Annotated in this window: 13 protein-coding genes; 6 read left to right on the top strand and 7 right to left on the bottom strand. The window is 58.1% G+C overall.

Annotation, left to right across the window (positions count from 1 at the left end):
- Nucleotides 1–202: 202 nt before the first annotated feature.
- The 4 genes from chvE to araD1 all read left to right on the top strand — a co-directional run bounded on the left by chvE (nucleotide 203) and on the right by araD1 (nucleotide 5200).
- Nucleotides 203–1267, top strand: a complete 1065-nt coding sequence (chvE, locus tag ACQZ63_RS15430; RefSeq protein ID WP_003513717.1) for a sugar ABC transporter substrate-binding protein ChvE — start codon at nucleotides 203–205, stop codon at nucleotides 1265–1267.
- A 90-nt stretch (nucleotides 1268–1357) separates the two neighbouring features.
- On the top strand, nucleotides 1358–2896 hold the full coding sequence (gene gguA, locus ACQZ63_RS15435) for a sugar ABC transporter ATP-binding protein GguA (RefSeq protein ID WP_003513716.1): 1539 nt from the start codon (nucleotides 1358–1360) through the stop codon (nucleotides 2894–2896).
- Nucleotides 2893–4089, top strand: a complete 1197-nt coding sequence (gguB, locus tag ACQZ63_RS15440) for a sugar ABC transporter permease GguB (RefSeq protein WP_003513714.1) — start codon at nucleotides 2893–2895, stop codon at nucleotides 4087–4089. Before gguA ends, gguB begins: the two co-directional genes overlap by 4 nt.
- Nucleotides 4090–4204: 115 nt before the next feature.
- Nucleotides 4205–5200: a 2-keto-3-deoxy-L-arabinonate dehydratase AraD1 gene (araD1, locus tag ACQZ63_RS15445; protein ID WP_111783628.1), complete on the top strand. Its 996-nt coding sequence runs from the start codon at nucleotides 4205–4207 to the stop codon at nucleotides 5198–5200.
- Between the two features lie 62 nt (nucleotides 5201–5262).
- On the opposite strand, the gene ACQZ63_RS15450 is transcribed toward araD1, so the two are convergent.
- From ACQZ63_RS15450 to ACQZ63_RS15480, 7 genes are all read right to left on the bottom strand, one after another.
- Entirely contained in the window at nucleotides 5263–5895 is a 633-nt protein-coding gene (locus tag ACQZ63_RS15450) for a histidine phosphatase family protein (RefSeq protein ID WP_448799312.1), read from the bottom strand.
- A gap of 24 nt (nucleotides 5896–5919) precedes the next feature.
- A complete protein-coding gene (locus ACQZ63_RS15455; protein ID WP_112154087.1) occupies nucleotides 5920–6330 on the bottom strand; it encodes a VOC family protein in 411 nt (136 codons plus the stop codon).
- Between the two features lie 40 nt (nucleotides 6331–6370).
- Nucleotides 6371–6835 carry a GNAT family N-acetyltransferase gene (locus ACQZ63_RS15460; protein WP_065702270.1) on the bottom strand — a complete coding sequence of 155 codons (465 nt, stop codon included), beginning with the start codon at nucleotides 6833–6835 and terminating at the stop codon, nucleotides 6371–6373.
- Between the two features lie 82 nt (nucleotides 6836–6917).
- The gene (locus ACQZ63_RS15465) at nucleotides 6918–7514 is read right to left on the bottom strand and encodes a class I SAM-dependent methyltransferase (RefSeq protein ID WP_111790641.1); all 597 of its coding nucleotides are present in this window, start codon (nucleotides 7512–7514) and stop codon (nucleotides 6918–6920) included.
- Between the two features lie 4 nt (nucleotides 7515–7518).
- Entirely contained in the window at nucleotides 7519–8334 is an 816-nt protein-coding gene (locus ACQZ63_RS15470; protein WP_003513702.1) for a transglutaminase family protein, read from the bottom strand.
- 21 nt (nucleotides 8335–8355) lie between these two features.
- Complete coding sequence (locus ACQZ63_RS15475; protein WP_003513700.1) at nucleotides 8356–9297, bottom strand: alpha-E domain-containing protein; 942 nt, start codon at nucleotides 9295–9297, stop codon at nucleotides 8356–8358.
- Nucleotides 9298–9300: 3 nt separating this feature from the next.
- A complete protein-coding gene (locus tag ACQZ63_RS15480; RefSeq protein ID WP_003513699.1) occupies nucleotides 9301–10710 on the bottom strand; it encodes a circularly permuted type 2 ATP-grasp protein in 1410 nt (469 codons plus the stop codon).
- Between the two features lie 483 nt (nucleotides 10711–11193).
- Here ACQZ63_RS15480 and ACQZ63_RS15485 point away from each other — a divergent pair, with 483 nt between their 5' ends.
- Together ACQZ63_RS15485 and ACQZ63_RS15490 are read left to right on the top strand one after the other, a co-directional pair.
- Nucleotides 11194–12090 (top strand): DMT family transporter, encoded by an 897-nt coding sequence (locus ACQZ63_RS15485; RefSeq protein WP_113556431.1) that lies wholly within the window; start codon nucleotides 11194–11196, stop codon nucleotides 12088–12090.
- A gap of 78 nt (nucleotides 12091–12168) precedes the next feature.
- Nucleotides 12169–12786: a L,D-transpeptidase gene (locus ACQZ63_RS15490; protein WP_003513696.1), complete on the top strand. Its 618-nt coding sequence runs from the start codon at nucleotides 12169–12171 to the stop codon at nucleotides 12784–12786.
- Nucleotides 12787–13020: the final 234 nt, after the last annotated feature.

The following is a 13020-nucleotide window of genomic DNA, read 5'->3' on the forward strand; positions in this document are numbered from 1 at the left end:
TGATATACGTAAACTGATTTATTCTATTTGACAGTTATATGGATTCAGAACAATTTGCGGAATGCCGGGGAGGAGCGGCATCTGTTCCATTTCGCAGTTGCGAGATCGGAACGGGCGCAATGCGGCTTCTTCCTCTGATGGCATGAATTTTATGGTGCAACGCAACAAGCGGGTACCAAAGAGGGTTCAAGGGAGAGAGTTAATGAAGTCCATTATTTCGCTGATGGCGGCTTGTGCCATCGGTGCTGCTTCCTTTGCAGCGCCGGCTTTCGCGCAGGACAAGGGTTCTGTCGGTATCGCCATGCCGACAAAGTCTTCCGCGCGCTGGATCGATGACGGCAACAATATCGTCAAGCAGCTGCAGGAAGCCGGTTACACGACCGATCTGCAATACGCCGACGACGATATTCCGAATCAGCTTTCCCAGATCGAAAACATGGTCACCAAGGGCGTTAAGGTCCTCGTGATTGCTTCGATCGACGGCACGACCCTGTCGGACGTTCTGAAGCAGGCTGGTCAGCAGGGCATCAAGGTCATCGCTTATGACCGTCTCATCCGCAACAGCGGCGACGTCAGCTACTACGCCACTTTCGACAACTTCCAGGTTGGCGTTCTGCAGGCAACTTCGATCGTCGACAAGCTTGGCCTGAAGGACGGCAAGGGTCCGTTCAACATCGAGCTGTTCGGCGGTTCTCCTGACGACAACAACGCCTTCTTCTTCTACGATGGCGCGATGTCGGTTCTGAAGCCTTACATCGACAGCGGCAAGCTGGTCGTAAAGTCGGGCCAGATGGGCATGGACAAGGTCGGTACGCTGCGTTGGGATCCGGCAACGGCCCAGGCTCGCATGGATAACCTCCTGTCGGCTTATTACACGGACGCAAAGGTTGACGCTGTTCTGTCGCCCTATGACGGTCTGTCCATCGGCATCATCTCCTCGCTGAAGGGCGTTGGTTATGGCACGAAGGACCAGCCGCTGCCGGTCGTTTCCGGTCAGGACGCTGAAGTTCCGTCGGTCAAGTCGATCATTGCTGGCGAACAGTATTCGACCATCTTCAAGGACACTCGCGAACTCGCGAAGGTTACTGTTGGCATGGTCAACGCCGTTCTGCAGGGCAAAGAGCCTGAGGTGAACGACACCAAGACGTATGAAAATGGCGTCAAGGTTGTTCCGTCCTACCTGCTCAAGCCGGTTGCCGTGACCAAGGACAACTACAAGCAGGTTCTCGTCGACGGTGGTTACTACACCGCAGACCAGCTGAAATAAGCCTGCAACACATGCGGGGATGGCTTGGCGCCGTCCCCGTTTTTCCATAAAAATAAAAACGCCTGAATTAATCGGGCGCTGGATTGCGATATGGCCAATACCATTCTCGAAATGCGGAACATCACCAAGACGTTTCCGGGCGTAAAAGCGCTTGAGAACGTCAACCTTAAGGTAAAGGAAGGTGAGATCCACGCGCTCGTTGGCGAGAACGGCGCTGGAAAGTCGACCTTGATGAAGGTCCTTTCCGGTGTTTATCCCGCTGGCACCTATGAGGGCGAGATCCACTATGAAGGTGCTGTGCGAAATTTTCGCGCCATCAACGACAGCGAAGATATTGGTATCATCATCATTCATCAGGAGCTTGCGCTTGTGCCGCTCCTGTCGATTGCCGAAAATATTTTCCTTGGCAACGAGGTCGCTTCGGGCGGCGTGATCAACTGGCAGCAGACCTTCAACCGTACCCGCGAACTTCTGAAGAAGGTGGGCCTGAAGGAATCGCCGGAGACGCTGATTACGGATATCGGCGTCGGCAAGCAGCAGCTGGTCGAAATCGCCAAGGCGTTGTCGAAGAGCGTGAAGCTTCTCATCCTTGATGAGCCGACCGCCTCGCTCAACGAGAGCGATTCCGAGGCTCTGCTCAACCTTTTGATCGAGTTCCGCAAGCAGGGCATGACGTCGATCATCATCACCCACAAGCTTAACGAAGTGCGCAAGGTGGCCGACCAGATCACCGTGCTGCGCGACGGCATGACGGTGAAGACGCTCGACTGTCATCAGGAAGAAATCAGCGAGGACGTCATCATTCGCAACATGGTGGGACGCGATCTAGAAGATCGTTATCCGCCGCGCGACGTGCCGATCGGCGAGACCATTCTCGAAGTGAAGAACTGGAACGCCTATCACCAGCAGCACCGCGACCGGAAGGTCCTGCACGACATCAACGTCACCGTGCGCAAGGGCGAAGTCGTTGGCATTGCCGGGCTGATGGGGGCAGGGCGCACGGAATTCGCCATGAGCGTGTTCGGCAAGTCCTACGGGCACAAGATCACCGGCGACGTTCTGATCGACGGCAAGCCCGTGGATGTCAGCACCGTTCGCAAGGCAATCGATGCCGGCCTTGCCTATGTGACCGAAGACCGCAAACATCTCGGTCTGGTGCTCAACGACAATATTCTGCACAACACCACGCTTGCCAATCTGGCCGGCGTGTCGAAGGCCAGCGTCATCGACGACATCAAGGAAATGAAGGTGGCGAGCGATTTCCGCACACGCCTTCGCATCCGCTCTTCAGGCATCTTTCAGGAAACGGTCAATCTTTCGGGCGGCAACCAGCAGAAGGTCGTGCTTTCCAAGTGGCTCTTCTCCAATCCTGATGTCCTGATCCTCGACGAGCCGACACGCGGTATCGACGTTGGCGCGAAATACGAAATCTACACCATCATCAACCAGCTCGCTGCCGACGGCAAAGGCGTTCTGATGATCTCATCGGAAATGCCTGAATTGCTCGGCAATTGCGACCGCATCTACGTCATGAACGAAGGCCGCATCGTCGCTGAATTGCCGAAGGGAGAGGCGAGCCAGGAAAGCATCATGCGCGCTATCATGCGCTCAGGGGAGAAGAACTCATGAGTTCGGCAAACACCACAAACGAAGAAAGCAACGTCATCTCGGTCGGGTCGTATATTCGCTCCAATATCCGCGAATACGGCATGCTGATCGCGCTCGTCGCTATCATGGTTTTCTTCCAGTTCTACACCGGCGGCATTCTGTTCCGGCCCGTTAACCTGACCAACCTCATCCTGCAGAACTCGTTCATCGTCATCATGGCGCTTGGCATGCTGCTGGTCATCGTGGCCGGACATATCGACCTTTCGGTCGGTTCCATCGTCGCCTTCGTCGGCGCGATTGCGGCCATATTGACTGTGCAGTGGGGCATGAACCCGTTTCTCGCGGCGCTGATTTGTCTTGTCATCGGCGGCATCATCGGTGCTGCCCAGGGTTACTGGATCGCCTATCATCGCATCCCGTCGTTCATCGTGACGCTGGCGGGCATGCTTGTGTTCCGCGGCCTCACGCTTTTTGTGCTCGGCGGCAAAAACATCGGCCCGTTCCCGACGGATTTCCAGATCATCAGCACCGGCTTCCTGCCTGATATCGGTGGCATCGAAGGTCTGAACACGACGTCGATGATCCTGACATTGGTGATTACGGTCGTGCTGTTCTATCTGGCGTGGCGCCGTCGCGTGGTGAACGTGAAGCACGGCATCGACGTGGAGCCGTTCGGTTTCTTCATTGTGCAGAACCTGCTCATCTCAGGCGCTATTCTGTTCCTTGGCTACCAGCTGTCCACCTATCGTGGCCTGCCTAACGTCCTGATCGTGATGCTGGTTCTGATTGCGCTTTACAGCTTCGTGACGCGCCGCACGACCATTGGCCGCCGCGTTTACGCCATGGGCGGCAACGAGAAGGCGACCAAGCTTTCCGGTATCAACACCGAACGCCTGAGCTTCCTAACCTTCGTCAACATGGGTGTACTGGCCGGTCTGGCCGGCATGATCATCGCGACACGCCTCAACTCGGCAACGCCGAAGGCAGGCGTTGGCTTCGAGCTTGATGTGATCGCGGCCTGCTTCATTGGCGGTGCTTCGGCCTCCGGCGGCGTTGGCAAGATCACCGGTGCTGTTATCGGTGCCTTCATCATGGGCGTCATGAACAACGGCATGTCGATCGTCGGCCTCGGCATCGACTTCCAGCAGATGGTCAAGGGCCTCGTGCTGCTCGCTGCCGTGTTCTTCGACGTCTACAACAAGAACAAGGGCTGATTGCCCAGCCAATATAGCAAGTCAAAAAAGTGGCCGGTTTCCGGCCACTTTCATAAGGTGAAGGCGCAACGCGCCGAAGAAGATAAGGCGCGTTGCGCCGCAGGAAGGAAATCCCGTGCTCATTTCACAGATCAAGGATGCCAGTGGCAAAATCACCGTCGCCGTTCGCGAAGAAGGCGGACAGGCGCACGCCGTCAACGGCGCTCAATCGGTTTACGCGCTGGCCATGGAAGCTGCCAATAGTGGCAAGAGCCTTGCCGATGTTGTGTCCGCCCATGGTCTCGGCGATGCCGTCGATCTTGAAAAGGCTTACGCTGAAGGTCGCTTTCTGCCGCCGATCACCCATCCCGATCCGGCGCATCTGCATCTGACAGGCACGGGCCTGACCCATCTCGGCTCTGCTGCTACCCGCGACAGCATGCACAAGAAGACCACGGAAGCCGCCGAGGAAAGCCTGACGGATTCCATGAAGATGTTCCGCATGGGTCTGGAAAATGGCAAGCCGAAGGCTGGCGAAAAGGGCGTTCAACCCGAGTGGTTCTACAAGGGCAACGGCTATGTCGCAGCGGCACCCGGTGCTGCTCTCACCTCTCCGTCCTTCGCGCTTGATGGCGGCGAAGAGCCAGAAATGGCCGGCATCTACGTGATCTCCGACAAGGGCGAACCCGTGCGCATCGGCTTTGCCGTGTCGAACGAATTTTCCGATCACGTCACCGAGCGGATCAACTATCTCTACCTCGCCCATTCGAAGTTGCGCCCGGCAAGCTTCGGCCCGGAAATCCGCGTCGGCGTTGCGCCGTCGGATATTCGCGGCACCTCGCGCATCCGTCGTGGCGACAAGGTCATTTTCGAAAAGCCGTTTGTTTCGGGTGAGGACAACATGTCCCACACCTTCGCGAACCTCGAATATCACCACTTCAAATACGGCCTGTTCCGCGCACCTGGTGACGTCCATGTGCACATGTTCGGCACCGCGACGCTCTCTTTTGCGGAGGGCATCAAGCCGGAAGCGGGTGACGTGTTCGAGATCGAGGCCGCTGGTTTCGGCCTGCCGCTGAGGAACCCGCTTGCGGTTAATGCGGAAGAAGAAATCACGGTTCGGCAGATCTGATCTACCGGGGCTGCACGTTAAACGGTTGAGGGAGGGGGTCGCTCAGCGTCCCCCTCTCGACGTCATCCCCGGCTTGTCTTCAGGTGGGACACATCCGCCAAAGCGATAACGCCGCGGTTTTGCCAGTAATCGTCTTGTCTTAGGTGCGTAATGCTGCCGGAAGACGTCGGAAAGCTGACATAACCGACGCTATCGATCGGCATTTTGATCCATGCCGCGATGACGAAGGTAAGAGCGAAGCCATGGGTAACGATGATCTGCGTGGGGCAAGGGCGCGATATAATCGTGTCCACGGCGCGGTACACTCTTTCGGCCAACTCTCGTCTCGTTTCGCCATCAGCAATTCCGCCACGATGATCCATCCGGTCGTGATGGGGGGCCGGTATCTGACGAGCGTCGAGCCATTCCTGCGGCATACCACCCGCCGAACCGTAGCTGATTTCCCGCAGGCCATCCGTGGTTTCAAAAGGGGACTTGAGGTGTTCAGCAATGATTGCCGCAGTCTGGGAGGCCCGCAGAAGATCGGAACTGAAGATTTCGACTGATGCGTTGCCGATCAAGGCCACAAGTTTCTCGGCCGTCGCCTGCGCATCGGCTTTTCCCTTGGGTGTCAGTTCGGTATCATACCAGCCACCAACCTTGTTCTCGACATGATGGACGGACTGGGTGTGCGTGACGACAAAAATGTTCTTCATAGTTTTCTTCCGGGTATCTGGGGCTCACTCGAACCCCCACAGCCTGCCTTCGCCCACCTCCACGGAATTGCCGGCCGGGTCGCGGATGTAGACGGAATAGCTGTCATTCGGCCAGCGGTGATAGTGTTCGATGAGAATTCCAAGCTCCTCGAAGCGGGCTTTCCAGTCGTCCACTTCCGACTTGTCTTTCGCATAAAAACAGAAATGGCCTTGTCCGGTGGCGCCGTGGCGCGGGATCGGATTGTCGGGGGTGGCCGTGCGCGATTGTTGCGGATCGAAGACCAGCAGCATCTGCCGGCCACATTTGAAGAACACGAACTGGCCCGGCAGCCTGCGCACCACCTCCAGCCCGAAGACATCGCGATAAAAGGCCTCGGCGGCGTCGAGATCGTCGGCGTAGATCGCCGTTTCCATAAGGGCGGCTGGCGGTTTCATGGTTCCTCCCCGATGTCCGGCAACGGATATAGCGGACAGTCTATGTTTTCGTGCTGTAGGTCAGCACCGTCAGGTCGTGCTTGCCAACACCACGTTCCAGAACGGTCCAGCCGCAGTTCGTATAATAGGTTTCGAGACGGCGCTGGCAGCACAGGTAGCTGATGTCGTGACCAAGTTCGGCGGCCCGTTGTGTTGCGGCCTGCATCAGCGCCCGGGCGACACCTGAGCGTCTGCTGTTTTCCTCCACCCAGAGTGCGGCAACCCATGGCAGATATTGTGGCCGCTCCTCCAGATCGCAATGGATAAGAAAGGCGGAGCCGACGTAACCCTTGTCGTCATGGGCGACGAAGCCGGTCGGCAGGGCATGGGGGTTCACCATATCCTTCAGATGTTCAGCCACATCGCCGACCTGGAGGCCACTATCCTGCCACCATGCCGTCCAGACCCGTTCCGCAATGATGGGTCCATGGGACTGGCAGTCGCGATAGTCGGAAATACTGTACAAAAAGCCCTCTCCCTGATCGGTTGCTGCGGCGATTTAACCGGTCACGGCGGGCTTTCGCAACCCACAGGTTGTTGAAAGCGGATCAGGGTTTCGTTGCCATCACATGCAGCCAGTCGGTTGGCAGCTTGTCGTAACCGCTGCCGTGCCGTGCTTCTATTTCCACCCCTGCCCAGGCGAAATGCCCGTACAGGTCCTCAAGCCAGGTTTTCGAAGGATAGTTGTAATAGCGGCCGAACGTGTCGCGGCCTTCCGCTTCCCCGGCCTTGAAGCTGGCGTAAAAAACACCGGCATGTTTCAGCGCCGTATGGATGCGGCGGATGATGCCGGAAAGGGCAGGGCGCGGCACATGCAACAGGCAGGCATTGGCCCACACGCCGCCATAGGTCTCCACGTCGCCGATATCTTCGAACAGCAATGTTGCGACGGGAATGCCGAGCCGAGTTTCGGCCGCCTTGGCGATTTCGGGTGTGCCGTCCGTCGGGCGCACGTCGAAGCCTGCAGCGAGCATGAATTCACTGTCCTGCCCGCCACCGCACCCCAGTTCGAGGATGGTCGCGCCTTTGGGCAGGCGCGTCAGGAATTTTTCCAGATGGGGAAGGTCCGCCGTTTGCCCTCTCGACGTATAGGCTCCGGCATTATCCGTATAAAAGCCGATCGTTTCGTCGTCTCTGCCGGCCATTGTCTCAGCTTTGCGATTGGCTCTGCGATTGCTGCACGGTCACCGAAACGTTCAGCGTTTCGCCGGCCGGGCCGATCCGCATGCCCGATATCGGCGCGCAGTCGCGGTAGCAGAGGCCAAGGGCAATGCGCACGTAGCGATCGTCAGGGCAGATATTGTTGGCGGCGTCAAAGCCAACCCAGCCGAGGCCCTGCAGATGCACCTCGGCCCAGGCATGGGTTGCCGTCTGCTCCGCCACGTCTTCCATCATCAGATAACCGGAAACATAGCGGGCGGGCAGGCCCATCAGCCGGGCGGCGGAAATGAGGATATGGGCATGGTCCTGGCAGACGCCCTTGCCGGCTTCGAGTGCCAGTTCGGCGGTGGTTTCGGTGTCGGTCGAACCCGGCACATATTCCACCTTGCTGTTGATCTTCTCCATCAGGTCGTGCAGGCGCTCTAGCTCGCTGTTGCCGGTGCTGGCCTTCGCCAGTTCGCGCACGAGTTTGCCGGGCTTCGTCAGCGGCGTCTCGCGCAGGAAGAGCCATAGCGGCGCACTGCCGGTGTGGGGGCCGACCATGCCGGCCCTGTCTTCGGTTATGACGAGGCCACCAGCCACGACCTTGACCCTGCGTTGCGGGCCTTCGGTCTCGACCAGTGCGACACGGTTGCCGAAATGGTCGTCATAGCTCACTTCGACGGTGGCGCCGTCGACCGATACATCCCAGTCCTCCACCGTCTGGCACGGGCCGGTCTGTGGCGTCAGGCGCAGCCGCTGCAATGCATAAGGCATCGGCTCGTCATAGACATATTCGGTCGTATGGGTGATTTTCAGACGCATAAGCTGTCCCCGTCCACGCGCTTACAGATAAAAGCGGTAGCCTTCCATGATTTCCTGCCCCAGCTGCCCGTTCCGGTTGACAAATCTCTCCAGAAACTCGTGCAGGCCTTCATCCATGACGCGATCGATCGTCGTCTTGCGCAGACTGTCGCGAATGCTTTCCGCCGTTTCATGCGCCTTGTGCTTTTCACCGTAATCCTCAGCTATGTAATTGAGGTTGCTGGTGATCTTCTCATAGCAATAGGCGAGCGAGCGCGGCATGCGGCCGTTGAGAATGAGGAAGTCGGCAATGTTGGCGGGCTTGTATTCCGCATCATAGACCCAGCCATAGGAGCGGTGCGCCGAGACCGAGCGCAGGATGGATTCCCATTGGGCGTTGTCCAGCGAGGAGCCGACATGCGCCACGGCCGGCAGCAGCACGTAATATTTTACGTCGAGAATGCGGGCGGTGTTGTCGGCGCGCTCGATGAAGGTGCCGATGCGGGAGAAATTATAGAGATCGTTGCGCAGCATCGAGCCGTGGAAGGCGCCGCGCACCAGACCGGCGCGATGCTTGATGACATCGATGGTCTGCGGCAGTTCGGCATGGCTGAGCTTGCGGCCGAGGATGTTCTTCAGCTCGATCCAGAATTCGTTGGTGGCTTCCCATGTCTCGCGCGTCAGCGCGGTGCGCACCATGCGGGCATTGTTGCGGCCTGCCTCGATGCAGGACATGACGCTCGAAGGGTTTGCCTTGTCCCGCAGGAGATAATCGATCGCATTGGCCGCCGTCACCTTCTCGCGCGTTTCGAGAAAGGCTTCGTGCACGCCGGCACTCTGCAACACGCCGTCCCAGTCCTCATCGCCGCTGCCGCTGCGCGTCAGGGAAACGCGCAGGCCCGCATCGATAAGCCGGGCGATGTTTTCAGCGCGCTCAATATACCGGAACATCCAGTAGAGCCCGTTTGCCGTTCTGCCCAGCATGGCTTAGTCCTCCAGTACCCATGTATCCTTGGTGCCGCCGCCCTGGCTGGAATTGACCACCAGCGAGCCCTGCTTGAGGGCAACACGGGTCAGTCCGCCGGGAATGATCTTCACCTTGTCTGAAACCAGCACATAAGGACGCAGATCGACATGGCGCGGCGCGATGCCGTTTTTCACCATGATCGGCACGGTGGAAAGCGACAGCGTGGGCTGCGCGATGTAATTGGAGGGGCGGGCTTTCAGCTTTTCGGCAAAAAGCGCCCGTTCCTTTTTCGACGCGGTGGGACCGACCAGCATGCCGTAACCGCCCGAACCATGAACTTCCTTGACGACCAGTTCGGCAAGGTTGTCGAGAACGTATTTCAGGCTGTCCGGCTCCGAACAGCGCCATGTCGGCACGTTTTCCAGAAGCGGCTTGCGGCCGGTGTAGAACTCGACGATTTCAGGCATGTAGGAATAGATTGCCTTGTCGTCGGAAATGCCGGTGCCCGGCGCATTGGCGATGGTGATGTTGCCGGCGCGGTAGACATCCATGATGCCGGGTACGCCGAGCGCCGAATCCGGCCGGAAGGTGAGCGGATCAAGGAAGTCGTCGTCGACGCGGCGGTAAAGCACGTCGATGGCCTCGTAGCCACGGGTAGTGCGCATCTTGACCTTGCCGTCCATGACGCGCAGGTCGGACCCTTCCACCAGCTCCACGCCCATCATGTCGGCCAGGAAGGAATGTTCGTAATAGGCGGAATTGTAGATGCCGGGGGTCAGCACCGCGACGCGCGGCTTGCCGGTGCAGCCGGGGGGTGCAAGCGAGGCGAGCGATTGGCGCAGCTGATAGGGGTAGTCCTCCACCCGCTGCACCCGGTTTTCATGGAAGAGTTCCGGGAACATCTGCATCATCGTTTCACGGTTTTCCAGCATGTAGCTGACACCTGAAGGCGTGCGGGCGTTGTCTTCCAGAACATAGAACTGGTCTTCGCCGGTGCGGACGATATCCGTGCCGACAATGTGGGTATAAACGCCGCCGGGTGGCGTGAAACCGATCATTTCCGGGAGGAATGCGACGTTCTTCTCAATGATTTCGCGAGGAATGCGCCCGGCGCGAATGATTTCCTGCTTGTGGTAGATATCGTCGAGGAAAGCGTTGAGAGCGAGAACGCGCTGTTCGATACCCTGGGCCAGTTTGCGCCACTCGCGCCCGGAAATGATGCGCGGAATGATATCGAAGGGGATCAGTTTTTCTGAACTGTCGGCGTGGCCGTAGACTGCGAAAGTAATGCCGGTTTTTCGAAAGATGTTTTCCGCGTCTTTAGACTTCTGGATCAGGTGTGCCCTGTCCTGCCGGCTGTACCACTCGTTATAGTTTTCATATGGGCTTCGCGGCGCGTTGTCCGCATTTATCATTTCGTCAAATGCCAACTTCGATGTCCCCTTTTTTGCCATATGAATACAACGACAAATGCAATGCAAGAACTATGCGGAGGCCTCCGTGAAGATTTTTTACCGCCCTAGAGTTTTAAAAAAGAAGCGTTTTTTCGCTTTCAGCCTATAAATGCGGCATTGGCAAATTGGTTGCAGGGCAAGGTGGGGTGGAACGGGGTGGTGGCACTGTGTGCGCCGTGGGCGAATGCACAAATTTTGTTCGTTCGCTTTCGGTTGATGGGTTTTGGGTGTGGCATCAGAAAATCTGAAAGATGCGATCACCAAAACACTTTTGACCTTTTGCGGGGATGGGGATACCGGCTAGCTTGGACGGCTGTGTTTCGCCAAGGGGTGCGCGCCGAGATCCGGCCGGGTAGTTCACCGGTTGCTTCAAGTCGTAAAAATGTCAATTCGCCGCATGCCTTATGTCCCGGGCCCATGTCCGGTTGCGGGGCATCACGCGGCACAGGGGAAGTTCCCATGTCGCTCGACCGTCTGGCTCCGGCCATCTTCGTCTTTCTCTGGTCGACCGGCTGGGTCACCGCGAAATATGCCGTTTATTATACTGGTCCGCTGACCTTCCTCTGTCTGCGTTACCTGTTGGCGGGTGCGATATTGTGGGCGATCTGCCGGTTTTCCTCCATTCAATGGCCTGAACGGCGCATCGATGTTTTCCGGGCAATCTTGTCCGGCGTGTTCCTGCACGGCCTTTACCTTGGCATGATCTGGTGGGCGATAGGGCAGGGCGTGCCGGCGGCGATCGGCGGCATTATTGCCGGTTTGCAGCCGTTGATGACGGCGGTTGCCGCCCGTTACATGATCGGCGAAAAGATCTCTCCGGTGCAGCGTGCCGGCTTGCTTCTCGGCTTTGTCGGCATTGCCATCGCCGTGCTGCCGAAGGTCATGGCGTCAGGCGCGCTCGGCCTTTCCGTGCCGCTTTATGCCGTGGCGGTGAATGTGCTGGGCATGACGTCCGTGACCTATGGCACCCTCTACCAGAAGAAATACGTCCATGGCGGAAACATCATGGCGGTCGCCACGCTGCAATATGTCGGCGCCCTCATCGTCACCGTTCCCTTCGCGCTGTTGCTGGAGGATGGTCATGTGGACTGGGGCCTCGGGCTTGCCGCCACGCTCGTCTGGTCGGTGGGCGCGATCTCCATCGGTGCGGTGGCTCTGCTGCTCTATCTCATCCGGCGCGGGCAGGTCTCGCGCGCTGCCTCGCTGATCTATCTCGTGCCACCGCTTGCCGCCCTGGAAGCGGCCCTGCTCTTCGGGGAAACGCTGACGCCGGCCATGATTGCCGGCACGGTCCTGGCGGTAACGGGGGTGTATCTGGCCAACCGCCGGCCCGCAGCGCCGGTTGAGGCACGTTAATTCCTACAACCTCATATTAGAGATTTGTTAACCATAAAATTATACCTCTCGTTAATCTAGAGATTTGGCGGGGGTTACATGTCTATTTCACGTCGTGGTGTTCTGTTCGGATTGCCGCTGTTGCTGGCCGGCTGCGCAAGTTCCGGCATCGGGCAGCAGAGGCTTAATTATGCGGCGAAGCCGGACGAGAAGTTTCCGCTTCCGGAAATGCATCTCGACAAGGTGAAGCCCGAGCTGCGCCGGCAGGAAGTGGCATACGATACCGCGCATCCGGCTGGAACCGTGATTGTGGATACGCCCGCGCGGCGTCTTTACTACGTACTGGGCGATGGACGGGCAATGCGTTACGGCGTCGGCGTCGGTCGCCAGGGCCTTGCGCTGAAGGGCGACGCCTATATCGGCCGGAAGTCGGAATGGCCTTCCTGGACGCCGACCGCAAACATGATGCGCCGTGATCCGCGCAATCTGAAATACGCCGGCGGCATGGAGGGGGGGCCGAACAACCCGCTCGGCGCGCGAGCGCTCTACCTCTATCGCGGCGGCAACGACACCATGTTCCGTCTGCACGGCACCAACCAGCCGCAATCCATCGGCCACGCCATGTCAAGCGGCTGTATCCGGATGCTGAACCACGACATCATCGATCTTTACAGCCGCGTGCCGGTTGGCTCCAGGGTCGTGGTGTTGCAGGCCTGACGGAGAGGCGGATTTTTCCGCCTTTGCCACTCGAAAAAATGCCTGTATCCTTGGGTTTATTTTTTCCACATGAGTCCAGTTTTATGGTGGAAAATCAACCATGTGTAGAATGACTCCCTTTATGTATTTAAGGGAGTTCTGCTATATCGGAAATGTGATTTTCGGTGTTCGAGACGTGTATCCATAAAGGCATGATTGCGCTGTATCGAGCGTCGCACCACTTCAACGGGGACA

It is taken from the genome of Agrobacterium sp. CG160-95, from assembly GCF_053521725.1.

Excerpts from the sequence above, each read along its gene's own strand:
- ACQZ63_RS15485 (WP_113556431.1), top strand. The coding sequence starts at position 11,194 with ATGTCGCTCGACCGTCTGGCTCCGGCCATCTTCGTCTTTCTCTGGTCG.
- chvE (WP_003513717.1), top strand. The coding sequence starts at position 203 with ATGAAGTCCATTATTTCGCTGATGGCGGCTTGTGCCATCGGTGCTGCT.
- ACQZ63_RS15470 (WP_003513702.1), bottom strand. The coding sequence starts at position 8,334 with ATGCGTCTGAAAATCACCCATACGACCGAATATGTCTATGACGAGCCG.
- ACQZ63_RS15450 (WP_448799312.1), bottom strand. The coding sequence starts at position 5,895 with ATGAAGAACATTTTTGTCGTCACGCACACCCAGTCCGTCCATCATGTC.
- ACQZ63_RS15475 (WP_003513700.1), bottom strand. The coding sequence starts at position 9,297 with ATGCTGGGCAGAACGGCAAACGGGCTCTACTGGATGTTCCGGTATATT.
- gguB (WP_003513714.1), top strand. The coding sequence starts at position 2,893 with ATGAGTTCGGCAAACACCACAAACGAAGAAAGCAACGTCATCTCGGTC.
- ACQZ63_RS15465 (WP_111790641.1), bottom strand. The coding sequence starts at position 7,514 with ATGGCCGGCAGAGACGACGAAACGATCGGCTTTTATACGGATAATGCC.
- gguA (WP_003513716.1), top strand. The coding sequence starts at position 1,358 with ATGGCCAATACCATTCTCGAAATGCGGAACATCACCAAGACGTTTCCG.
- ACQZ63_RS15490 (WP_003513696.1), top strand. The coding sequence starts at position 12,169 with ATGTCTATTTCACGTCGTGGTGTTCTGTTCGGATTGCCGCTGTTGCTG.
- ACQZ63_RS15455 (WP_112154087.1), bottom strand. The coding sequence starts at position 6,330 with ATGAAACCGCCAGCCGCCCTTATGGAAACGGCGATCTACGCCGACGAT.